Source organism: Brunnivagina elsteri CCALA 953, from assembly GCF_002289455.1.
Lineage (GTDB): Bacteria > Cyanobacteriota > Cyanobacteriia > Cyanobacteriales > Nostocaceae > Brunnivagina > Brunnivagina elsteri.
Genome location: NZ_NTFS01000009.1, coordinates 16,678 through 40,681, shown reverse-complemented (window position 1 = coordinate 40,681; position 24,004 = coordinate 16,678). Strand labels below are relative to the sequence as shown.

Annotated in this window: 23 protein-coding genes; 15 read left to right on the top strand and 8 right to left on the bottom strand. The window is 38.9% G+C overall.

Translation table 11 applies throughout. From position 1 onward, the window contains the following. Window positions 1-78: 78 nt before the first annotated feature. Together cysK and CK510_RS01695 are read left to right on the top strand one after the other, a co-directional pair. Complete coding sequence (cysK, locus tag CK510_RS01700) at window positions 79-1,014, top strand: cysteine synthase A (protein WP_095720032.1); 936 nt, start codon at window positions 79-81, stop codon at window positions 1,012-1,014. Between the two features lie 588 nt (window positions 1,015-1,602). Further along, on the top strand, window positions 1,603-2,151 hold the full coding sequence (locus CK510_RS01695) for a LabA-like NYN domain-containing protein (RefSeq protein WP_373695778.1): 549 nt from the start codon (window positions 1,603-1,605) through the stop codon (window positions 2,149-2,151). A gap of 190 nt (window positions 2,152-2,341) precedes the next feature. Here CK510_RS01695 and CK510_RS01690 read toward each other — a convergent pair whose 3' ends face one another. Beyond that, on the bottom strand, window positions 2,342-3,619 hold the full coding sequence (locus CK510_RS01690; protein ID WP_095720036.1) for a hypothetical protein: 1,278 nt from the start codon (window positions 3,617-3,619) through the stop codon (window positions 2,342-2,344). A gap of 261 nt (window positions 3,620-3,880) precedes the next feature. Between CK510_RS01690 and CK510_RS01685 the strand changes: the two genes are divergently transcribed. From CK510_RS01685 to CK510_RS01660, 6 genes are all read left to right on the top strand, one after another. Next, complete coding sequence (locus CK510_RS01685; protein WP_095720030.1) at window positions 3,881-4,396, top strand: YceD family protein; 516 nt, start codon at window positions 3,881-3,883, stop codon at window positions 4,394-4,396. 107 nt (window positions 4,397-4,503) lie between these two features. Then, window positions 4,504-5,904 (top strand): cytochrome P450, encoded by a 1,401-nt coding sequence (locus tag CK510_RS01680; RefSeq protein WP_095720035.1) that lies wholly within the window; start codon window positions 4,504-4,506, stop codon window positions 5,902-5,904. Between the two features lie 129 nt (window positions 5,905-6,033). Then, entirely contained in the window at window positions 6,034-7,356 is a 1,323-nt protein-coding gene (locus CK510_RS01675; protein WP_095720029.1) for a cytochrome P450, read from the top strand. Window positions 7,357-7,484: 128 nt separating this feature from the next. Further along, window positions 7,485-8,219 carry an LmeA family phospholipid-binding protein gene (locus CK510_RS01670; protein WP_095720028.1) on the top strand — a complete coding sequence of 245 codons (735 nt, stop codon included), beginning with the start codon at window positions 7,485-7,487 and terminating at the stop codon, window positions 8,217-8,219. 2 nt (window positions 8,220-8,221) lie between these two features. Beyond that, a complete protein-coding gene (locus CK510_RS01665) occupies window positions 8,222-9,274 on the top strand; it encodes a dipeptide epimerase (protein WP_095720027.1) in 1,053 nt (350 codons plus the stop codon). Continuing rightward, on the top strand, window positions 9,258-10,301 hold the full coding sequence (locus CK510_RS01660) for an N-acetyltransferase DgcN family protein (RefSeq protein WP_095720026.1): 1,044 nt from the start codon (window positions 9,258-9,260) through the stop codon (window positions 10,299-10,301). Before CK510_RS01665 ends, CK510_RS01660 begins: the two co-directional genes overlap by 17 nt. A 24-nt stretch (window positions 10,302-10,325) precedes the next feature. Here the strand turns inward: CK510_RS01660 and CK510_RS01655 are convergent, their stop codons facing one another. The 3 genes from CK510_RS01655 to CK510_RS01645 form a co-directional block, all read right to left on the bottom strand. Then, window positions 10,326-10,694, bottom strand: coding sequence for a hypothetical protein (locus CK510_RS01655; protein WP_143289188.1), 369 nt, complete (start codon window positions 10,692-10,694; stop codon window positions 10,326-10,328). Window positions 10,695-10,712: 18 nt separating this feature from the next. Then, window positions 10,713-11,042 (bottom strand): low molecular weight protein tyrosine phosphatase family protein, encoded by a 330-nt coding sequence (locus CK510_RS01650; RefSeq protein WP_095720024.1) that lies wholly within the window; start codon window positions 11,040-11,042, stop codon window positions 10,713-10,715. Window positions 11,043-11,116: 74 nt separating this feature from the next. Beyond that, window positions 11,117-11,623 carry a hypothetical protein gene (locus CK510_RS01645; protein WP_095720023.1) on the bottom strand — a complete coding sequence of 169 codons (507 nt, stop codon included), beginning with the start codon at window positions 11,621-11,623 and terminating at the stop codon, window positions 11,117-11,119. Between the two features lie 153 nt (window positions 11,624-11,776). Between CK510_RS01645 and CK510_RS01640 the strand changes: the two genes are divergently transcribed. The 6 genes from CK510_RS01640 to CK510_RS01620 all read left to right on the top strand — a co-directional run bounded on the left by CK510_RS01640 (window position 11,777) and on the right by CK510_RS01620 (window position 17,050). After that, the gene (locus CK510_RS01640; protein ID WP_245911803.1) at window positions 11,777-13,594 is read left to right on the top strand and encodes a M48 family metallopeptidase; all 1,818 of its coding nucleotides are present in this window, start codon (window positions 11,777-11,779) and stop codon (window positions 13,592-13,594) included. A 274-nt stretch (window positions 13,595-13,868) separates the two neighbouring features. Beyond that, window positions 13,869-14,675 carry a COP23 domain-containing protein gene (locus CK510_RS01635; RefSeq protein WP_211293060.1) on the top strand — a complete coding sequence of 269 codons (807 nt, stop codon included), beginning with the start codon at window positions 13,869-13,871 and terminating at the stop codon, window positions 14,673-14,675. A gap of 588 nt (window positions 14,676-15,263) precedes the next feature. Beyond that, window positions 15,264-15,914 (top strand): hypothetical protein, encoded by a 651-nt coding sequence (locus CK510_RS01630; protein ID WP_245911802.1) that lies wholly within the window; start codon window positions 15,264-15,266, stop codon window positions 15,912-15,914. Between the two features lie 87 nt (window positions 15,915-16,001). Continuing rightward, window positions 16,002-16,481 carry a hypothetical protein gene (locus CK510_RS01625; RefSeq protein WP_095720021.1) on the top strand — a complete coding sequence of 160 codons (480 nt, stop codon included), beginning with the start codon at window positions 16,002-16,004 and terminating at the stop codon, window positions 16,479-16,481. Between the two features lie 16 nt (window positions 16,482-16,497). Beyond that, window positions 16,498-16,704 carry a hypothetical protein gene (locus CK510_RS30780; protein ID WP_143289186.1) on the top strand — a complete coding sequence of 69 codons (207 nt, stop codon included), beginning with the start codon at window positions 16,498-16,500 and terminating at the stop codon, window positions 16,702-16,704. Between the two features lie 91 nt (window positions 16,705-16,795). Next, the gene (locus CK510_RS01620) at window positions 16,796-17,050 is read left to right on the top strand and encodes a hypothetical protein (RefSeq protein WP_095720020.1); all 255 of its coding nucleotides are present in this window, start codon (window positions 16,796-16,798) and stop codon (window positions 17,048-17,050) included. Between the two features lie 290 nt (window positions 17,051-17,340). Here CK510_RS01620 and CK510_RS01615 read toward each other — a convergent pair whose 3' ends face one another. The 4 genes from CK510_RS01615 to CK510_RS33835 form a co-directional block, all read right to left on the bottom strand. Continuing rightward, window positions 17,341-17,781, bottom strand: coding sequence for a Crp/Fnr family transcriptional regulator (locus CK510_RS01615; RefSeq protein ID WP_095720019.1), 441 nt, complete (start codon window positions 17,779-17,781; stop codon window positions 17,341-17,343). A gap of 33 nt (window positions 17,782-17,814) precedes the next feature. Then, window positions 17,815-20,841 carry an MFS transporter gene (locus tag CK510_RS01610; protein ID WP_095720018.1) on the bottom strand — a complete coding sequence of 1,009 codons (3,027 nt, stop codon included), beginning with the start codon at window positions 20,839-20,841 and terminating at the stop codon, window positions 17,815-17,817. Window positions 20,842-21,107: 266 nt separating this feature from the next. After that, complete coding sequence (infC, locus tag CK510_RS01605; protein ID WP_095720017.1) at window positions 21,108-21,641, bottom strand: translation initiation factor IF-3; 534 nt, start codon at window positions 21,639-21,641, stop codon at window positions 21,108-21,110. A gap of 186 nt (window positions 21,642-21,827) precedes the next feature. Then, entirely contained in the window at window positions 21,828-21,956 is a 129-nt protein-coding gene (locus CK510_RS33835; RefSeq protein WP_281256973.1) for a hypothetical protein, read from the bottom strand. Between the two features lie 672 nt (window positions 21,957-22,628). Here CK510_RS33835 and CK510_RS01600 point away from each other — a divergent pair. Then, the gene (locus CK510_RS01600; RefSeq protein ID WP_095720016.1) at window positions 22,629-23,540 is read left to right on the top strand and encodes an alpha/beta fold hydrolase; all 912 of its coding nucleotides are present in this window, start codon (window positions 22,629-22,631) and stop codon (window positions 23,538-23,540) included. The last annotated feature ends 464 nt before the right edge of the window (window positions 23,541-24,004 follow it).

The window sequence follows — 24,004 nt, the reverse complement described above, 5'->3', positions numbered from 1 at the left end:
GAATTTCAGTTTTTGGTGATGAAAATATGTATTTTTAACAGACTTTTAGGATAAATTTAGTATTTTAGGAGCAAATTAATGCGGATTGCTAATGATGTTACAGAATTGATTGGGGGAACTCCTCTGATTAAACTCAACAAAATTCCCCAATCAGAAGGATGTGTTAGCACAATAATTTTCAAATTGGAAGGGATGAACCCAGCAGCTTCAGTCAAAGACAGAATTGGTGCAAGCATGATTCAAGCGGCAGAGGAAGATGGATTGATTCAACCGGGGAAAACGGTTTTGGTAGAGCCAACATCAGGAAATACCGGAATTGCCCTAGCGATGGTAGCAGCAGCAAAGGGTTATCAACTGGTTTTGACTATGCCAGAAACGATGAGTTTAGAACGTCGGGCAATGCTGCGTGCTTATGGTGCTTCTTTGATACTAACCCCAGGTACGGAAGGAATGGGGGGAGCAATTCGTCGTGCTGAGGAGATAGCTGCTTCGACACCGAATGCATATATGTTACAACAGTTTCGCAATCCCGCAAACCCGCAAATACATCGTCAAACCACAGCTGAGGAAATTTGGGCTGATACCGATGGGCAAGTTGATTTTGTTGTCGCAGGAGTTGGTACGGGAGGTACTATTACTGGGATTGCGGAAATTATTAAGCAACGTAAACCCAGTTTTTGCGCGATCGCAGTTGAACCGGTCAATAGTTCTGTGCTTTCTGGAGGCAATCCAGGGGCACATAAAATTCAAGGGATAGGTGCTGGATTTATCCCGGAAGTTCTCCGTACTGATTTGATTGATGAAGTAATCAAGGTCAGCGATGAAGATGCAATGATTTATGGACGAAGACTTGCACGGGAGGAAGGTTTATTATCGGGAATATCTTCTGGTGCAAACCTGTGTGCAGCTATACAAGTAGGTAAGCGTCCCGAAAATGCAGGGAAGTTAATTGTCGCGATTCAACCTTCCTTTGGAGAACGCTATTTGAGTAGTGCCATGTTTCAAGACGTATGAGTGCTGAAAGGGAAAGATTAATTTAATTTTTCCCTTTTCCCAAAAAATATACTGTACTGACTACTTTCAAGTCAGAAGGGAAGAGGGTTGTGGGGAATTTTAATTTTCGTTACATATTTTGCTGTTTGCTCCTTTCTACTTAGTCTTAAGAAAATATTAAAAAAAGTTTCCACCAAAAAGTTAAGAAGTGTATAGGATAGGAGAGACAGGAATGTTGAGAAGTTAAATATTTCTCATGCCCCTGTGTCCGTTCTTCCTTATTCTCTGGTCTAAGGGGGTGTTTAAAATAAATATTAAATTTGGTTTGTACAGTAATGCAGGATATCTATAAATTTACCAATAGTTTCTGAATGGGATTTCTGAATGGGACAGCCTTCACTTATCGCACATTTTTAAACTGGGCACAACTAAATGTAAACTTACATTTACTAGTATTCATGTACTTAGCAGAACTAAATCAACATTTCAATGTAATAATAATTACTTAATTTAGGAGACATATTTAATATGCAGTTACTTCCACGACCTCAGATGAATCATCAGCCACGGGTGGAATTAGATTCTGAGCAGTCAAATAAACCCCCATATATGCAGGTTCCCAGACAACCTGAGTCTTCACGAGGCAAGCGACGACAGTCTCAGGAAGAACGTAATCGGGTTGCTATTTTTATTGATGGTGCTAACCTGTTTTATGCAGCAATGCAGCTAAATGTTGAAATTGATTATGCTAAATTGTTACGCTGTCTAACTAAAGACCGTCAACTAATTAGAGCTTATTTTTATACAGCCTGCGATAGCGGTAATGACAAACAACAAGGCTTTTTGCTGTGGATGAGTCGTAATGGTTATCGAGTTATAACAAAAGAATTAATTCAATTTCCTGATGGTTCAAAAAAAGCCAATCTAGACATTGAGATAGCTGTAGATATGCTGACATTAGCTCGGCATTGCGATACTATTGTGCTTCTCAGTGGTGACGGGGACCTTGCTTATGCTGTAAATTCAATTGCTTATCAAGGTGTGCAAGTAGAAGTTGTGAGTCTGAGTTCCATGACTAGCGATAGCTTGATTAATGTTGTTGATTCTTACACCGATTTGGTCGAAATTAAGGAAGAAATTCAAAGAAAGAAGGAATAAGTGAATAGTTAGGAGTTAGTAGTTAGTAGTTAGTAGTTGAAAATTTACCCCATTTTTAGTCACGAATAATGCGATTGATAAATCTATAAATTGGGATATTTTATTTTATGAAAGTTCCTAACTTCATAACTCCTAATTCATAACTCCTAATTCATAACTCCTAATTCATCATTCCTAATTCATGGTTTTTTCATGATGAGCGAAATAATACTCGTCCTGGCAGTACTTCATCGTTAATTTTTGCATATACGCGCAAACAAGCTGATACTTCTCCGGGTATTCCGCCAACATCTAGTAATAAATCATCCTTTGAATAGGCGTAAATATCTGCGTAAGTACCCCATAAAGGACGAATTTGAATTTGATTTCCAGTATTGCGAACTCGTTCTATGGCTATATCTAAAGTTCGTCGGGATTCTTGTTGCAATTTACCCCACCATGAATAGCGATCGCATGGTGGTAGGTAGACTAATGAGTGGATGGCTTCGTCTAAGTCAAGTCTGGCACGAAGCGCTGCAATTGGATCGGCTTGGTTAGTTGTAATTTGGTTAGTAGTTACTTGGTTGGTTGTAATTTGGACGCGATGAAATCTTTCTAGTAGTGCAGTCGCGTATTTTGAGCGTTCGGAATCACTGTTTAATGACCTTACACCAAATCTATCGACGCTTTTGAGGGCATGATGTAGGGATGTGTCAATGTGAATAAATTTTATGCAAGTTGATACAACTCCTGCGAGAAATTTGAGTTCTTCGGGTGTATTTTCTGTTACTAGTTGTGATGAGATGGGTATGCGGTCTGATAAGCATAATCCTGTGCTGTTGATGGTTCCTATCAAACCAGGATACATAATTTCACAGCGATTAAATGGTAGTTGTTTATACACTTTATGGTCTGCGATCGCACCAAGTTCGGCAGCTAATTTTAAAGTGCGATCGCGCCAAATTTGAGCTTGTTTTTCGGGTATTCTGAGTAGTAAGCGTTGGATTTCGTTCCATAGTTCTTCGTCGCTACTGCTATGAAATTTGTATTCCCCGATGTATTGGGATAGTTCTTTGTCTGTTTGTAATGCTTCGATAATATTTTGTAGTTGGAATTTATCAATAGTTTCTTTTTTAGTATTTTCGATGATGGGTTCAAGTGCATCTTCCCATGTGGAAACGGAATATACTATTGTGTCTGGGTGATTTATTTCATTAATGTCACTTATATTTATTTCATTTAAATTATCATTTGGATTATGTTCTGGATAATTTATTTTATCTCCAGAATATGAATTTTTACCTAGATTTTTAGAAGATAGTAGTGAGTCTAATTCTTCGATTAATTCTTGGCAAATGATTGTGCCTAAGTCAGAATTTTCGGATTGAAGTGCTTGTTCTAGTTGGACTTGTAAGCCTTGTAATCCTAAGCGTAATATCCAAGCAAGACGGGAATCTTCAAGCGCTAATAATCTTTTGAAATTTTCCATGAAATAAGGTGGAATATGAATATTATATAACCGCCAAGTCGCCATAGATGCGGAGCAGCTACCTTCGGAAGTCACTCCGTGCCTACCCGCAGGGTAGTCGCCAAGAAGAGAAGAAGAGAAGAAGAAAAAAAGTTATCAATCATTTAGGACTGTTATATAATCGGTAAGCTAGATAATAATGTTAATTTTGAATTTTGCCGAAAAAGGCAAGATAATTAACGATACTGCCAATTTTTGAAGTGAGGTAGCTCACTAAGTTCTATGGAAGCAATTTTCATTCCGCAGCTAGCTAAAGCACCTGAGCGGACAGAAGAAATTCAGGTTCAAGAGTTTCTGCCCGGATTGGATACGCTAACACCCGTGCGTGGGATAATTCGAGTGCGGCATTGTGGTAGTTACTTGGAAGTAGTTGCGAATGCGGAAGCAATTATTACTTGTAGTTGTAACCGTTGTTTGCAACAATTTAATCATCGTTTGGCTATTGAGACTTCGGAAATTATTTGGTTAGATGAAGCAGCGAATCAGGTTGATGATTTACCTTTGGAACGGGAAGTGCCGTTAGAAGATTTGGTTGAATCCTTAGTGCCAGAAGGGTATTTTCATCCTAGTGAGTGGTTGTATGAGCAGATGTGTTTGGCAATTCCCTTAAGACAATTGTGCGATCGCAATTGTCAAGGAATTACAACTACTACTAATAAATCAAATTCGTCTGCGGAGAAAAAGGTTGATAAGCGTTGGGCTTCTTTAGAGGCATTGAAGAAGCAATTACCAAGTTAGAACAGTTAAAAGTTCGGAATTTAGTGACTCTTGGGTTTTCTGCTGAAAAATTGCAACATGTTGTCAGACTCTGCAAGAATAAATGTAGTTGTGATGATAAAAACAGGATGCAATTACCACCAAAACCTTCAGCTTCCATGAGAATACAACAACTACGTTGGGCTTTGAGTCCAATGTCTTACATGGATGAATGCGCTCAGAAACATGGCGACATGTTTCGCTTACAGTTGGGAAAAGATATTTCGCTAGTCTTTACAAGTAACCCCGATGCGATACAAACAATCCTCACAAACGATACGAAGGATTTTTCTGCACCAGGGGAACTCAATAACGCTTTTGAGCCTTTATTTGGCAAACATTCTTTAATTACTATAAGCGGTAAAGAACATCAACGACAACGACAGTTATTAATGCCTCCTTTGCATGGGGAAAGAATGCGATCGTATGGGGAAATAATCGAGAATATTACTAGCAAGGTCATTCAAAACCAGCAACTTGGTAAATCCTTCAGTTTGCGGAATGTCACCCAAACTATTACGCTACAAGTAATGATGCAAGCTGTGTTTGGGCTTTTTGATAGTCCTCGTGCCCGCAGAATTGAAAAATTGCTGGGAGATATTCTAGATGCTACGAGTTCGCCACTAATGATGGCAGTTACTTATTTTCCTATTTTAGGACGGATAATAACTCCATTTCATCCTGCTCGTCATGCACTCGATTGGCAGCAGGAAGCAGATAATTTGTTGTACGAAGAAATTCGCGATAAGCGGAGCTTAATGCCGGAGGCATATCGCAGACAAAATCCTGATGCATCACGTTCAGATATCCTGAGTTTGTTGATGGCAGCTGAGGATGAATATGGCAACCCGATGACGGATGTGGAATTGCGGGATGAATTGATTACATTACTAGTTGCTGGACACGAGACAACTGCAACTGCGATCGCATGGGCAATTTACTACATTCACAAGTATCCCCACATTAAATCTCATTTACTTACAGAATTAGCGACTGCTGGTGACAATCCTGATTCAAATGTAATTTTTAAGCTGCCATACTTAAATGCGGTTTGCAACGAAACCCTACGTATTCACCCAGTAGCAATGCTTACTTTTCCTCGAAAGGTAGAAGTACCCGTGTCGTTATGTGGTTACGATTTGGAAGCTGGTACGGTGATATACGGCTCAATTTACCTAAGCCACCGTCGTCCAGATTTGTACCCCAATCCTGACGAATTTAAACCCGAAAGATTCCTAGAAAAACAATTTTCATCCTTTGAATTTTTACCATTTGGTGGAGGGGTTAGACGTTGTATTGGACTCGCATTTGCTCAATTTGAAATGAAGCTTGTGTTAGCGAAAATTCTGGCATCGGTAGACTTGGAATTAGTTACTAAGGGTAAAGTTTTCCCCGTACGTCGCGGTTTAGTATCTGGGCAAAATAGGACAATTCAGATGTTAGTAAAAAGTCGGAATTCAATCAATTCAGGTATTCTATTAGGGGTGTAGCTTGCTTCTCTGCTTCGGAGTACGCTGTTCACCCTGAATATATATATGTTCATTTGAATAATATAATTGAATATGGAGGGCGAATAACCATTTGCCCTTACTACGGATAATTTATTTTTATTGCTGTTAATGAAATCTTTAATCCAAACGCTGCAATTAATTGCTAACCCCACCAAATTTCTTGACAATTGTGCCAAGAATTATGGCGATATATTTACAATGCGAGTATTGGGAATAAACTCACCACCAGTTGTCTTTTTTAGTAATCCCGAAGCGATAGCAGAATGCTTTGCAATTCCTGCACAAAAATTAGATTTTAAAAAAGCAACTCACGTATTCAAACCAATATTTGGTGATAATTCTATCGTTCTCCAAGAAAGGCAAAAACATAACCGCGATCGCAGTTTATTAATGCCGACTTTTCACGGGGATAGAATGAAGTCTTATGGTGATACTATTTGCCAAATTACCCAAGAGGTTACAAAAGATTGGCAAGTGGGAAAAATTATTTCTATGCAGGAAGTAATGCCAGATATTACATTACAAATTATTCTCCAAGTGGTATTTGGAATTACTCCTGGTGAACGATATCAAAAATTGAAAAAATTACTCAGCAAGTTACTCGATGATATTACAACACCTTTGTATTCTAGCTTGTTCTTTTTCCCCCCATTGCAGCAAGATTGGGGTAGATGGAGTCTTTGGGGGAATTATCTCCAGAGAAAGCAACAAATTGATGAATTAGTATATGCAGAAATTGCCGAAAGACGATTGGCAAATGATATTTTGCGAACTGATATTCTCAGCCTATTAATGTCAGCAAAAGATGAAAATGGGCAAGGAATGAACGATGCTGAATTAAAAGACCAATTAATTTCCCTTTTGCTATTAGGTTATGAAACAACCGCAGGTGTTTTATCTTGGTTGTTTTATTTAATTCACTCCCATCCACAAGTCAAAGAAAAAATTATTGGTGAATTAAATTGTTTAGGAAAGAATCCCCAACCAGCAGAAATTACCCAGATGCCATATCTCTCTGCTGTCTGTCAAGAAACAATGCGAATTCATCCCATCGCTTTAATTTGTACACCACGAATGGCAAAAGAACAATTAGAAATATCGGGTTATGAATATGCATCTGGAACTATTTTCGTTCCCTGTATTTATCTTGCACATCGTCGCAGTCAAGTATACAGAGAACCAGAAAATTTTCTCCCCGAACGATTCTTAAATCAAAAATATTCTCCAACTGAATATTTACCCTTTGGAGCTGGTTATCGAGGATGCATTGGTTCAGCTTTTTCAATGTATGAGATGAAGCTAGTTTTAGCAAGTATTTTATCGAAATTTCAACTTGAATTAGTTAATAGTCGTCCAGCAAAACCACTACGTCGTGGTATTACAATTGTTCCTGATGGTGGAGTGTCAATGAAAATCACCCAAAAAACATAAATATACCCAAGTACAGATTTAGTTTGTTTCTCTAACATTTAAATTAAGCAATAGTAATCCCCATATTCTCGACTTTAAAAAAGTCGGGTGTATAAATCTGCATAAGTAAATTTAGGAAATAAGAAATCATGTCTAATGAAAAAAAGATAGAAGAACAATTATTATCCCAAGCAATCGAAACAACAGTAAGTAATCAGCTTGATAATGTCGAAGAAATTAATATAGATATTCAAACCGATTTATTTAAACTTTTTCAAGGGCAAGCAGAAGGAATTTCCTTGGAAGGAGAAGGTTTAGTAATGCAGGATGTTCGCGTAGAAAAACTAGAATTACAAACTGATAATGTCGAAATTAATCCCCTGAGCGCAATTTTTGGCAAAGTAGAACTCAATCATCCAGTGAATGCAAATGCTCGTGTGGTGTTTACTGAAGCTGATATTAATCAAGCAGCTAATTCTACTCTATTTCGTCAAAAATTTTCCAAACTTGACTTAAATGTTAATGGCAATATTACAGCTTTAAAACTAGAATCTATCCAAATCTATTTTCCTGAAAACGGTAAATTAAAAGTTACCGGAAAAGTACAAATACAACAACATAATACCAGTCTCATCGGTTTTGAAGCAGTTGTACATCCCCGTAGTGAAGAAAAACCAATTATTATCGAAAGGTTTGTTTGCACCGAAGGTGAAGGGTTCTCACTCGATTTAATTGCAGCATTTATGCAAAAAATTGAAGACTTAATGCAATTACCTTATTTAAAGTTAGAAGATTTTACTTTTCGGATTAAAAAAATGGTGGTAGAAAAAGGTAGGATAACAATGCTAATCCAAGTGCTGCTCAAAAAAATACCTGCAACCTAAAAATGCAAATAGATGTTGAACTATTTACTGTCAAAAAACGATTTCCATTAACCATTAGTTACGGAACAACGACACAAACAACCAATGTATGGGTGAAAATTTCCGAAGATGGTATCGAAGGTTGGGGGGAAGCATCACCATTTAGTGCTGGGGGAAACCCACAGACTACAGAAATAATCCAAGAATCTTTACAAAAAATTGCCCCTACCTTAGAAAAATTTCACCCATCTCAAAGGCAAGAAATAGAGCAAATTTTAATTAAAGCAAATCTCCCCTCCTCCACACAAGCCGCCATTGATATCGCTTTGCATGATTGGTTGGGAAAGCGGGTTGGTTTACCCCTATGGCAAATGTGGGGATTAAATAAAAATGCGATCGCACCAACTTCTGTCACAATTGGCATTAATACCCCTGAGGCTGCAAAACAACGTGTGCGAAAATGGCTGGAATATGCTGACATTAAAGTATTGAAGGTGAAACTCGGAAGTCCAGAAGGTATCGAAGCTGACAAAAAAATGTTTTTAGCTGTGATAGAAGAAGCATCAGTACAGGAGGTGTTTGTTGATGCCAATGGTGGTTGGAGTCTTGCTGATGCGATAAAAATGGGTAATTGGTTGGGGGGAATGGGTATCAAATATATCGAACAACCCTTAGCAAAAGGACGGGAAACAGAATTATTAGAATTAAAACAACAGCAACCATTACCAATATTTGTTGACGAAAGTTGCTTTCATAGTATTGATATTCCCAAACTCAGAAATTACGTAGATGGTGTTAATATCAAGCTAATGAAATCCGGTGGTTTAACCGAAGCCATGCGGATGATACATACAGCCCGTGCGTGTGGTTTACAAGTAATGTTTGGTTGCTACTCGGATAGTGTATTAACCAATACAGCAGCAGCACAACTTTCTCCACTCGCAGACTATCTAGATTTAGACAGTCATCTTAATCTAATTAATGACCCCTTTTGTGGAGCAATTCTGCACGAGGGATGTTTGTGTCCAAATGACTTACCAGGTTTAGGGGTAGAATATCGTGCGGTTAGCGCTTAATCAAAGGGTTGCAATCCTCTTACACGGGGGTATTGAAGGTAAATCTGGCAAAACAGGGTTATCGCTATTACGTTACAGCGAAGCTCCAATTGTTGCAGTAATCGATCGAGAATGTGGGGGAAAATCTCTAACAGAACTAACGGGAATCAAGCGCAATGTGCCAATTGTGTCATCGTTTATGGAAGCGATGAAATTTCAACCCCAAGTTTTGGTAATTGGGATTGCACCCAAAGGTGGTACATTACCAGATGATTACTGGCACGAAATCAAGGATGCCTTGAAATCGGGAATGTCGATTGTCAATGGTTTGCATACACCTTTAGCGAGTATACCAGAATTGCGATCGCTCCTCGTCAAACCGGAACAGGTAATTTGGGATGTGCGTAAGGAACCAGCAAATATAGGAATCGCAAAAGCACTAGCACGTAGTCTTAATTGTCGTCGTGTGTTGACGGTAGGTACTGATATGTCAGTGGGGAAAATGTCCACTAGCTTAGAGTTACATCATGCATCACGTTTAAAGGGATGGCGTTCTAAGTTTTTAGCGACAGGACAAACTGGTTTAATGTTAGAAGGTGATGGTGTACCCTTGGATGCCATCCGTGTAGACTACGCAGCAGGGGCAGTGGAAGCGATGGTGCTGCGGTATGGGAAGAATTATGACATTTTACACATTGAAGGACAAGGTTCGTTATTGCATCCAGCATCGACAGCAACGTTACCTTTAATACGAGGTTCCCAGCCGACACAAATGGTTTTGGTACATCGGGCTGGGCAAACTGAGGTGATGGAAGGTGTGCAAATACCTCCATTGACCGATGTTATAGCGATGTACGAGATAGTCGCGCGTGGTGCTGGAGCATTCGCAAATGTACCAGTTGTAGCGATATCTTTAAACACTAGTACTTTAGATGAAGTGACAGCAAAAGAGGAGATTATCAAGGTTGAGGATAAGACAGGTTTACCTTGTACAGATGTAGTTAGATTTGGAGCAAATAAGTTATTGGATGCAGTAATGCGAAATTAAAAGATTTTGAAACAAATCCATATTTTATTTCTGTACCTTAACCCTAATTTCCATTTCCGGGAACACAAATTTCACTGCTGAGGAATCAGGTTGCCAATAAATTACTTGATTTCCAGCACGTGAACCAAAAAATATCTTAGTAATTGGACTAGTAGTAAATTTTTGAGTTTGATTATTCCCTATGACTTTAAACTCAAACCATTGCTTTTTTTGCCCAAAAAAACTTTCGCTATAACAATCCATTACATCAGCTTGATATACTGCATTAGGTGACTTGCGGTATTCTCCTGTACAAATATTTCCGGTTAATACATAAATGTATCGATAGGCAATCATTAATAATAAGACTGTAAATAAAAATATGAGAATTCTTCGCTTGAATTTGTGTAGCATTTTTATGTATCAATGAACTTAATAAATTCCTAAAATCGGCAATACCTTACTTTTCAAAACTTGAATCAAATCAGCATCCATATATTCATATTCATCGCGAATATCCAAACAAATAACCCGCTTTCCCTTGAGAAATGGCTGAAATTTCTGAGATAATTTACGACGATGAACTTGTTCCATCACAAAAATAATATCAGCCCATTTAATTGCTTCGATAGAAATAGCTACTTCCGCATCATTATTTAAACCCGCAGATTCAGCTTCCAAATCTTCATATTCAGAGAAGATTGCCTCTGCTGTTGGACTTCGTAATTTATTTTGACTGCATATAAATAAAAGCTTTTTCATATTGGTTAAATAATACTTTTTTGCATAAGTACAGGTAAATGTTTTCCATACTCAGTGAGGATTTGAGATAAATTTTATGGAAAATCTTGAAAACAACTAAATTTTTTCATTGAATAAACTTTACCATTTCGTGAAAAGGTAATTTTGCATCCAAAAAACTCTTTATTTGTTGTTAATCGATTCCAATCTGTAATCCAAACTAATTGAACTAAACGCGAAATATTATACTCATGCTCTCCATACATTTCGTCATCATAGAGTATGTCATTCATGATTTTGACAATATGACTCACACATCCATATTGTCTTAAGATAATCAAATCTCCAGCTTTTGGCTGACAGGCATTTTCTTGATATGTCCGCTTCCAATTTAAAAGAAAAATACGTGAAAAATAAAAATTGACATTGCTATATTCCCAACCCTTATCTTTATTTCTAGACGAGACTAATTTTGTCCATATCTTCGACTTTGGTTGATTGCCGATATTTTCTAAAGAAACTGCTGTAACTACATTTGCTAAATCCATTATGCTCAATCTAGAAAACACTAATTTATCTTTCCCCCTAACGACTTCAACCATAATAACTTCAACAAAAATATATCTTTTTCCCTATTTTCTCTTTCTAAACTTGATATAAACCAAACTTCATATAAAATTTTTGTAGGAAATGAGCAAAGATACCTTTATCGGCATAAAGTGTAAAAATAGTATGAGTGTAGAGGAAATATCTCTATGAATGGAAGACGTTGGAAACCCGCATTTTTAACTGTTAGCTGGTTTTTACTCTCGTTTGGAACATCTATTTTCATTATTCTCACACAACCTTTGATTTCCCCAGCACAGCAACCATCTGTCTCATCTGCTGAATTTCCTTCCCAGGAAAACACTTTTAATCCGGTTTTTACAGAAACAAATCCCCAGGATGCTTTTACATCAATTTATGATACGCAAAAAAACAGTAAACCAGAAAAAGCAATTCTCAAGACATCAAGTGATTTAAAAATAATCAAATCAAAAGATACTAAAAAGCCAGAAGAATCAAATAAAGCTCCTGTAAACGAAGATATTAAGAAACCTGATGTTAATACTAATAATAAAAAACCCGATGAAAAAGCCGAAGAACCTGTTCCGACACCTGAGGAAATCGCCCGTCAACAAAAATTGATAGAGGGTGATAAACTATATTTGGCAGGAAATATTGCCGAAGCTGAGAAAATTTACCGCGAAGCAAAAGAACCTTTTAAACAAGCCACTACCAGTAATAATACTGATAACAATAGCGAACAGCGCAAACCTGCAATTAGTGATGCATCACAGTTAACCCCAGCAGGTAAAGTATACTGGCGAGAAGCAGAAGCAGGAATTATTGCTAATTTAGAAACCCGAACCTTAGTACCTTTAGAATTATTAGTACAGCAAGTTCCCGAATTTATACCGGGACATATCAAATACGCAGAAGAACTAAAAAAACGCGATCGCACGAAAGAAGCGTTACAGGTATTAGAACGGGGAACCGGATTATACCCCAATCAACCAGATTTAGTTAAGGCGAGGGTGACAGCTTTAGCTGATGAGAAGAAGTTTATGGAAGCTTCCCTAGCAGCCCGTCAATATGCCATGCTGAATCAAAACGACTCCCTCGCACCAGAATTTACCAAACTAGCAGAAGAGAACCTCAAACGCTATAAATCCTACATCAGAGGAGAGATTCGCGGCAATGCGATCGCAAATATTATCACGGGAGCTTTGGGTTATGCTGTCACTGGTAGTCTACTTGGACCATTCTCCGCATTGGATTCCACCATCTTACTATTACAAGGTGAAGAATCTATTGGTGAATCGGTAGCGAAACAAGCGAGAAAACAACTTGATTTAGGTAAAGACGAACAACTTAATGCCTATGTTAATGATATCGGGCAGAAACTCGCTAAAGTTGGTGGACGTAACGAATTTAAATACGAGTTTTTTGTCATTCCCGAAGCCGATTTAAATGCTTTTGCTCTTCCTGGTGGTAAAGTATTTATTAACGCTGGTGCAATTGAAAAAGCCAAGTCTGAAGCCGAACTTGCTGGATTAATTGGACATGAACTATCCCATGTGGTGCTGTCACATGGTTTTCAATTAGTCACTCAAGGTAATTTGATTTCTAACGTAACTCAGTATTTACCCTTAGGGGGAACCATTGGACAATTGTTTGGACTCAGCTATAGTCGGGATATGGAGCGACAAGCCGACGTATTAGGTACTCGCATTCTTGTAGCATCAGGATATGCAGCCGATGGATTGAGAAACCTGATGGTGACACTCAAACAGCAGCAGAAAAACGCTCCTCCAACCTGGGCATCATCCCATCCAGGAGGCAAGGAACGGGTAAGTTATCTTGAAAATTTAATTTCCCGTGGAGGTTACAACCGCTATGCTTACGAAGGAGTCGCCAAGCACCAAGAAATGCGCGAAAAAGCCAAAGCAATAATTAAAGTTGCTAAAGAATGTCGTGAAGATAAGAAAAAATGCCCTGAAGAGAAGAAACCCGAACAACCTAAGAAATAATGGTATTCCTGAAAAAGACAAACGATTGTTCGTCCCATTAAAATATTAGTCCAATCCCCGTAGGGGCGTAGCTTGCTTCTCCGTTTCGGAGTACGGTTGTTCGCCCAATTGAAATATCGGTTGTTCGTCCAATCCGTTTATTACGGTAAATATCAATATCACGAGGGCAAACAGCCGTTTGCCCCTACCAAATTCAAAAAACCAGAATCAAAATAGAAAATAATCCGTCACAACAAGTATCGACTTCCTAGTGATATCCCAGAGAGGATAATTTATGCGATCGCTTTCTATGCGCCCAATTAATTTACTACTATTCGCCAGCCTTGGTCTATCTTTGTTGGGTAATTCTGTCGCCCATGCCCAGTATACCTCCAGAAACGGCGACGATGTGGTAGTACCCACAACATCAAATGGCGGTTCAAATCGTGGTTCTACCGACTCCACAGTATCCTCTGGCAACAGATATCCATCCGGAGTTTCTTCATCTGATGGGAATGCGCGGTTTGGATGCCAGCAAGATAACAACGGTCAGTATACTGTAATGTATCAACCCCAAAGCCGACCCGGACAAGGATTTGCTTGGGCTAATCCCCGCAGTATGGGTGGTGGTTGGGATATGATACGTCGCTGTAATACGATCGCTCAACGTTTAGAATCCTATCGTCGCGATGGTTTACTCGAATTGCAAACAGGTTTTGCAAATGGACAAAATATCGTTTGCGTCACCACTGAAGCTAACCCAGCTTGTCGCATTGTTTTCACTGTTCCCCCAGAAAAAGACGCTTACATTGTCCGTAACAGCGTCTTCCAAAACCTCGCAGCAGCAGACAATGGTGAGCAAACCTCTGCTGTCAACACATATACCAGTCGTAGCAGAGGTGGTAATGAAGTTGAACAAATTTATAACACCGTCACAGGTAGAAGCAATCGCTCCTCTTCAAAAGCACCGATAAGCCTCAAACCTTTCCTAGATAAAGCGGATAGAGGTACTGGCAACAGTCTCAGAAATGGAGTTAGTATTCGCCGTCAGCCAGGAAAAAATCAAACTGGCTCTCGTCTTAATCCTGGCAAATTCCGCTAATTGTCGGGATTCCTATAATCGAACACAATTTGTAGACGTGCTGGTATTCCCCGCGCGTCTTTTTGTTGTTGGATAATTTATTTTTGGGAAGCCCTTTAAGTAATGAGTATTATTTTCGTAACTATTATCACCTGCAAATAACCTGATAATACACCCTTATATTGGAACAATATTAAGAAATACTTTTAATATTAATGATATTAATTAACAACAAGCTTATTCGAATATATTATCAGTATTGTAAGTACTTAGGGCAATCTAATACCTCACTTAGGAAATAGTCGTGCGTTAGCAAAGCTCAAATGAAGTTATCGCATTTTCTCCACTTCTTGCGGCTTAGTCGTGAAGGTTGTCATGCATAGCAGTTATATTACAGTAATTTTCTGGGATGTAATTTATTGAAGCAAGCAGTAACGCGAATAGTGAATTAATTGAAATATTGGGTTGATTTTGCCGTAATTTGCAAAGCGACAAATTTTATTTGCCATATCTCGCAAATAGTTGACTATTTATCTCAATTTTGAGGAATATTTGCATGGTTATATGAACTAAAACTAATACAAATATTTCTTAATAAGTATTCAAATCTTGACTTTAGCTGCTGGAGAATTACCCGTGATACAAGAAGAATATACCGATAGTAGTTCAAGTACGTTTCCTAGACAGCTTGACATCGCCAAAATTAGCGTATACGGCTTGAGTATTCTGTCCGCAGCCTTATTTTTGTTCTTGCCATTCTTTAACCTGTTGCATCCTAGCCCTTGGCAGCGATCGCTCGGAACGATTCATGGCTTTGGCTCATTACTAGCGACAGTAGTTGCAGTCTACACAGGACATCTAGCGTTTCCCTTACTGCGGGGTGTAGGCAAGATATTACCGCAAATGCGTACCCTGACATTTTGGTCTAGTGCGATCGCATTTCTGGGGATAGCTACAGGCAACCTTGCATACATGCGCTACCGGGCAGGTATAGAATTTGGTGGTGCCCGTGCTTGGTTGAAAGAAAATACACCATTAGGACAGTACGTTTTAATGGAATATCACGAATTTAGCGTCTTATTTACCCTGCCAATTGGAGTTGCTTGCACTTGGATTTTGTGGAAATATGGGGACTCAATTTTAGAAAAAGAAAACCGTCCAGTATTGGCAGCAAGCTGTGTTGCATTGATGGCAATGATGTTCTTTGCAATGGGTGGTTTAGTCACTGGACTCGGAATTGCCAAAATTCATGCTTTGTAGGGGTTAGGAAGGAATTAGGTGTAGAGACAACCCACCGGGTTGTCTTAGGAATTAACCATTAGCAATTAAGAATTAACCACTCAAAAAATGGCAAGACAAATATCACCTCTAAAAGAACAGACATCAGAACCTTTCTATAGTCGAACTTGGAATCAACTCAAATCTTTCCCAAGTGGTTTAGCGGAAGGTTCAAAAAATCCTCCGACTACATCAGGTTCTGCAGCCGCAGCATTAATCAGCGCTGGGATTGGTTGCGTCACAATGATGATTTCCCATCATTTTTCTGATGGAGATAAGTCTAAAACAGTAGAGAATTTGCTCTGGACTCTTGGGAGTTGGATACCTGGCAGTCATAACCCCAGTAAACTCTGGGGAAACATCGGTAGCTATTCAGGGAAAGAAACCATGCTACTGATTGGATGGTTAAGTAGTTGGCTAGTTCTATCTCAGTTGTGGAAAAACAAACAGATTAAATCACGCACAATATTTTTCTGGATGTTTGTCTTATTCATTGCAGCCACTGTTATGTCTTGGCATCCCATTTTTCCTTATCTACCATTAACCTAATTAAAAAGCAAAAGCCATGCAGACGAAATCAACGCGATCGCAAGATATGCACAAATACATCTTTTTGATGCTGGGTGCATTTATGCTCATTGTGGTTTCTTACCCAGTGTCATTCTTGCGAGTTAGTCAAGAAAAGAAGTTTGATCCATACAACTCCCATCTCAAGTCACTAACTCCTGAATATAAACCCTCAAAGCCAGTCACACCAGTGCAGAAACCTTAAATCCTTACCAAGACTACAATTCCCTTTGCATCCCAGAATTACCTTCTTAATCCCCCCTTTACAAGGCTACAGTCTACACACAAGTACTCGAATGGTGGTCAAGGAACTCGCAGCATCTGGTGGTGATGGGGGTACTGCACGGAGTATCAATAATCATGGTCAGATTGTCGGTTATGTAGATAGCGATCGCACTCTCAATGACAAGTTTGTAAATACGGCTGTGATTTGGGAAAAAGATGGTACAGGTAATTATCAAGTTAAAAACCTGGGCACTTTTGGAGCAGAACAAGCAACGCTGAGGGAACACCAAGAAATAAATCCTCCTTTCATTGTAGGGGTGGGGTGAGTCCACTTGGCGGTGTCGGTTTCCGTCCCCGAAGTTTGCTCAACGCGGGGAACCCGCGCACGCAACTTCTCTTCGTCAAAGTGGCGTTGGCGAAGCCTGCGCTTTGCGCTTACCTGAAAGGTCTCCCCACCCTTCGCATGATAGTGTTGGGAAGTAGTATATGATTTTGAGATTTTATTTTTTGGAAGTCTCTAAGGTTTTGTTTGAAATATTTTAAGAGTAAGGTTTTGTCCAAGATATTTTAAGGGCAAACAACCGTGGGTTCCCCTACTGTGGATAAAAGCAATGCACTATTCATTTGTTCCAAACTCATTAATTAACTGATTTAAATTACGGATACGACGGGAGAGAGTACGGATAATATTCAGGGAAATTTCGGGTGTTTCTTCAATTGCGTCGTAGAGTTGTTCTTGGGTTAATTCCAAACATTCGCATGGTTCGAGGGTTGTAGCGGTAGCAGAACGTGGTTGAGTGTCGAAGATTGCCATTTCACCGAAGGATTCACCTTTGGAGAAAACTGCTAACTGTCGATCGGCGACATGAATTTTGATGCGACCTGAAATTACAACATAAAGCGATCGCCCTTCTTCTCCTTGTCGAAACATGGCATGATTATTAGGAAATGTCAGTTCATCCATGACGGAGGCAAGACGGACTATAAAATCGTCCCGTAGTTCTTGGAATATGGGGACACGACGCACAAATAATAAACGGTCAACGCTGGTTAACATTTTTGGTAGTGGATAATAGTTAAAAGTTTTTACTTAGATTCTGTTAGTTAATTCTTTTACCAGTGATGCGATTAGTGGATGTGGGTCTTTTTGTAATTGGGGTAGTAATTCAATTAGAACTCCACGGGAAGCTATACTCAAATAGGAGATGGCAGCTTCGCGGACGAAACTTGTGGGATGGCGCAAATTATTGGTAATTTGGGGAATAGTCAAACCAATCCGTGCGATCGCGGCAAAGTGGAAACAACATGCCAAGCACCAATCGGAAAGGGAATTTTCCTCTTTTAGTAATTGACGAGTGCGATCGCTAATTATCATTTGTTCGTACTTGATAATTTTGGCATCTACGAGAATTTGTAATTTTTCTTGGGGTTCACGCTGGTCTAGAATATCAAGTAGTAGGGATTTATTGGGCAATGTGATTGTATGTTCGAGAATTTCTAAGCCTCGTGCTAGATTTGCTGCTGATGCCGATAGGAGGTTAAATTTGGCTGCTTGGATTTTATCGTGGGAATACAGCAACCTCAGAAGCAGTAACAAGCGTTCTTTGGTGTCAATTTCTAAATCCAGTAGAGCTTTTTGTAATAACTGACAAATCGACGTTACCTTCTGACTCTCTAAACTGCTTTCAGTAAAATTGCGATTTTTATACTCTAAATAATTAGCATACACTTCCCCTTGTGTTTTGAAGTCAACATAACCTGCATAAATTTCGCCTAAAAATTTCAATTCTTCCTCAATTAATCTTTCTACCGTCACCTCATAGGATTTATCCAACAAGCTAGAAATCCCATCCTGTTGCCTGCGTTTTAACAAACAGCGTAAAATGCGATCGCGATTTGTACCCTGGGATGTTTCTAAATTTTCCCACAACACATCAATTGCCTCTAATGTGGGAATTTGACCAATCGCTCTCCATGTATAAGCCCTTACTACCTCCGGTTTATAACGATTTGTCGCTATCTCTAAAAGCATTGGTAATGCTTCATTTTCGAGTTTAACAATCGACCGTATAGCAGTGGAACGAGTTGATTTATAATACAAACCAGCTACAAGTGCCGAGTAATAATCTTCTAAATGTGTCGCTGCAATCATCTCCAAAACAGCACAACGAACCCGTAACGATTTATCCTGCAACAAACTGGGAATTAACAACCGCAAGGTTTGCAAATAAACAGATCCACTTAATGCTCTGAGTGCATTTATCCGTTCCTGCTCTTGGGAATGGGTAAGCATTGTTTTCAAAGTTCGGGTAGCAGCGACTTTTTGTTGAGTTGTTCCTTGACGCAGCAGTAATGTTGCCGCAGTGGCACGAATCAGCGAATGTTGTTCCATGTGAAGGAATTGTTCAAGCTTAGTTAAATTCGGATTTTCCTCCGCAAGCCAGACATAACGCAAAGCCAGTGCAAAAACTTCCGGTGTAATTTCTGTTTTTGGGAGTTGCAGCAAGGGTTTAACATCAGGTAAATAGATAGAATTTGCCCCTGCTGTCAGCATTGCCTCCAAACTAGAAGTTTGTAATTCTGGAGGTAGCTTAGTTAATAACGGAGCAAGAATTTCGGCAGCTCCTGGGGGATCGATTTCGGTAAGCAAATCAATACAAGAGCTTTTATCAGCAGTCGAACCACTTTCCCTCAAAGTTTTCGCGACAGCTTGTTTGAAAGTTCGCACATCCACATCCAAACCAGTGAGTTGTCCCCTTCCCGCACTTAAAACTAGTAAATCAACATAACGCGATCGCAATACCCAAAGTATTCCCAAACATAAAATAGCGACAATTGTTGTCTCTATAATTAATACCCAATTTTTATCAAAAGGTATGGGAATCCCTAATGTCCCAATCCATATAGTCATCAAAACAATAATACCCGCAATCCCAGTACCCCAAGCTTCAGCAATTCCTCCAGACAAAGTTTGTACAGAGCTGCGGAATTTATCGGGTATAGGTTGAAACAACAACGGATTGCCACTGACAACAAAGGTATAACGCAGCAATTCATCGATAAATTTCATAATCACCAAACCCCAAAAAAAGCTATGTCCCTGGGTAATGGGTAACAAACCCAGCAGTACAATCGATGAGGGTAATAAAATCGCAATGCAAATCGGTAAACTAGCCGATGTAAAAAAAACTCCAAATTTTTCTAAAACTCGACTGGAGACAAACAACTGCATTAAAAGTTCGCATAATCCAGTAATCCCACCAAATATCCCCAAAAAACTAGCTATTTCCGTATCGCTATAGTTAATCTCGATTTGGGTAAGATATTGAAAATCGATTAATACACCAATAATTTGTAATAGTCCAAAAAAAGCAAACAACAATAGGGAATATTTCTTTAACTGACCAGACAAAACTGGTCTAGCTTTAATTTGTGCGATCGCAGCTTGTCTAACGGAATTATCAGGGAAAGCAGATTTGTAACGATGACTCAGATAACGCAAAATCCCCGCACCTAAAATAATGAAAATTGCCGAAATCGGAATAATAATATTCTTCAATCCAACAAACATCACCAACAACGGCAAACTAAAACCACTGATAATATCCGCCACTAGCAACCCACTACTGACAATTGGATAAGTACGCTTAATTTCGCGGATATTAAAAACTTGATTCGCCGCAATTGAAGTATTTAGGTCATTAAGAACATAAAACGCATCAACCCATAACCGCAACAGAAATACCACCCCCACAGCCAACCCAGGCACTTCTAAACCCAAACGCAGCAAGAACAACGGAATAAACATACAAGGAGCAAGTGCAGCTACTACCCAACGCAACGGCAAAACCTTTTGCAACCAGGAGTAAAAAAAAACCAACAGGGTTCCCATGAAGGAACTGGCAATATAAATAAAAGGCAGCCAATTCGCTCCATATTTATCCAGAAACAAAGCCACCGTACTATCCTCAGTCCACCTCAACCCCACAGAAGTAGTAGTGTAAAAAGCAAACATCAACCAAGTGCGATCGCTCTCCTCTGGACGAAGATTTACCCATTGCAGTAATCGCGCAAAAACGCCTTTATATAAACCCAACCAGTTATTTTTTATTTCCATGCCACTGTACTTTCTGGTGTAGTCACCCGATCCAAGAAGCAAAGGAAGAAAAGGTAAGGAAGAGGGAAAAGGTGGAAATTATTAACTCCTAACTCCAAATTCCCCATCACCTAGCCATAAAAAATCCTGAGCAACTGAGTATTATTTTTCCCACTTAGCGCTCAGGAATATCATTTTTTACTAAATTTCTTGTTATTGGTTACTTAGGTAAACCTTTAACAAATAAAGACGACCCTATGGGTCGTCTTTATTGAAATTACCAAATCTTATTTCTTTGGTGCAATCAGCATCATCATATTCCGTCCTTCCTTCTTAGGTGCCTGCTGCACCTCACCAAAAGGCTCCAAATCAGCAGCCATTCGTTTCAGCAGAATTTCTGCCAAATGGCTATGTTGAATTTCCCTACCCCGGAACATGACAGTAATTTTTACCTTATCGTTATCGTTCAAAAACCGCTCGGCATTCTTGACACGCACATTATAGTCATGTTCTTCTATTTTGTAACGCATCTTAACTTCTTTCACATCTTGGGTTTTTTGCCCTTTGCGATCTTCTCGCGCTTTCTTCTCTTGTTCGTATTTATATTTCCCATAGTTGATAATTTGACAAACCGGAGGGTCAGCCTTATCAGTCAGCAGCACCAAATCCAGACCTTTCTCCTCAGCGATACTTAGCGCTTCTTGGGGAGGCATAATCCCCAACTGGGTTTTATCGGAATCAATGAGCCTAATCGCCGGAAAGCGAATACGTTCGTTGATTTGGGGTAGGTCGCGGCTTCGTTTTTTCTCAATCACAGGCATTCTTATTGGTGTAAACTCTTAGTTAGGGTTAAATTTTTGGACTTACTACTTAAAATTGGATCGATTTATTCTGTTTCTCGATTATCTATTCAGAGAGATTAAGGACTAGCTAGAAAAGCTATGATGACCCTTCAAGCGAGAAAACTCTTTCTTCTCAATAGTTTAATGGTACATTATTTAATTCAGCTAGTCTCTAAAAACCATCATATTCGGTTTCTTGATTATTTCCTCGGACAGATAAGTGCGATCGCATTCCGTACCGATTGTTTCGGAAAAAATTTCCATCTCACCCACTAGCTCTAAATCCTTAGCCATCCGCTTCAGTAAAGCTTCAGCTAAATCTCAGATAGCTAATCTACAAAATAAATATTGCGATCGCTCTTACCTACTATTCTAATCACTCTCAGATTTTTTCTGCCAAATCGTTAATCTAAATTACACAACAGTGACATTATTTAATAATTGTAACAAGTATTACTATCCTCTTTCTGATATTTAATCAGTAAGAATACTGAAGCATTTGTACTTTATAAAACTAAATCTAAACAAATAACTCTAGTATCTGATAATGAGGTACATTCAAAAGGTATTTGCAGATAAGAATACTGAGACAAAATATGTAGCCATGTTAGATGAAACTCAATTGTTACAATAATTTACCGAAGAAGAATTCAGAAGTCAGAAGTCAGAAGTCAGAATTCTGTACGAGTGGCAGATGAATCGTGGTTAAAAGCCCCCGATTTCAATCGTGGAGATAAACAATTTGTTCCTTGCTTGAAACCCCTGACTTGACTGCTTGGGGTATTCTGACTCCTTTTCATTAAAATGAATTTCCATTTTTCAAATACATAATTAATAATTGACTTTATTTATACAGATAACATTAAGTACGAAAGTGGTAGAAGCGGCGAATTAGTTAAAATAAAATATCGGTAAAAATTATAGCTATGGCTTAGATGGGCAAATTTTAGATTTATTAGGAAAATAATGATTTTAGAGTGGCAGGAAAGGGTTGGAAATCAAAGGGATTGGGTTTGGCGAGGGTGGAAAACTCGCTACACCTATATTCGGAATCAAAATATTCTGAATGAAGATACAGATACAATCCCAATAATCTTATTGCATGGTTTTGGCGCTTCGATTGGACATTGGCGACACAATCTCGAAGTGTTTAGCGAACATCATACAGTTTATGCATTGGACATGTTGGGGTGGGGTGCATCTGAAAAAGCCCCAGTGAATTACAGCGTTCATCTATGGGCAGAACAAGTATACGACTTTTGGAAAACATTCATTCGTAAACCAGTAGTTATTATTGGAAATTCCCTCGGTTCCTTGGTTTCCCTGACAGCAGCTTTCTCCCATCCCGAAATGGTACGAGGATTAGTGATGATGAGTTTACCCGATCCATCCTTAGAACAAGAAGCCATACCCCCATTTTTGCGTCCTGCTGTACTCACAATCAAGAATTTCGTCGCTTCACCATTATTCCTCAAACCCCTCTTTTACTTTTTGCGACAACCAGGAGTCTTGCGTCGTTGGGCTGCGATCGCATATGCAAATCCGGAAGCTATCACTGACGAACTCGTCGATATATTTGCTGTTCCGGCACAGGATAGGGGTTCGGTACGTGCTTTTACGGCTCTATTCAAAGCTAGTATTGGAGCAAATTTTAGTCCCAGTGTCAAAGCTATCCTTCCCCATTTAGATGTACCGATGTTATTGATTTGGGGTAATAAAGACAGGTTTGTCCCACCTTCATTAGCTCCGATGTTCGCCCAGTACAATACTAAATTAGAAATACTCAATCTAGATAATGTTGGTCATTGTCCCCACGATGAAAGTCCTGTTGAGGTAAATCCGTTAATTTTAAATTGGATTCGTACAAATTTAGTTTGAATCGCTTTATCTCAACATGAAAATCGCCCGTGTAGCTTATATATCAGCCCTAAAGGGACTGAGTTTTACGCAACGTATATTCCTATAAATAGACCGAATTTAATTATGCGTTGTCCGAAAGTTAAATATAATCAGCGTTCCAGATTCCTGTAGGGGTAAACTCTTACCCTATTTTATTCTATTACGTAGGAGTAAACGCTTATTTTCCCTAATTTGTCTTACGTGTGTATTACGTGCAAAGGAAAATCACTAGAATTCTCAGATGGTTAAAATTTAGTTGACCATTTTTTTGACTTCACATCAGGTTAAAAATGTCAAATTTGATTGTTAAGTTGAGTAAATTTTACCGATTTTTTGATACAAATATTTACGTTGATAAAATCATCAAATTATTGAGATACGTTAATTTACAAGTTTTTTATACGATATATCAAGCATTACAGCTTACCTAAAATAGGCGTTTC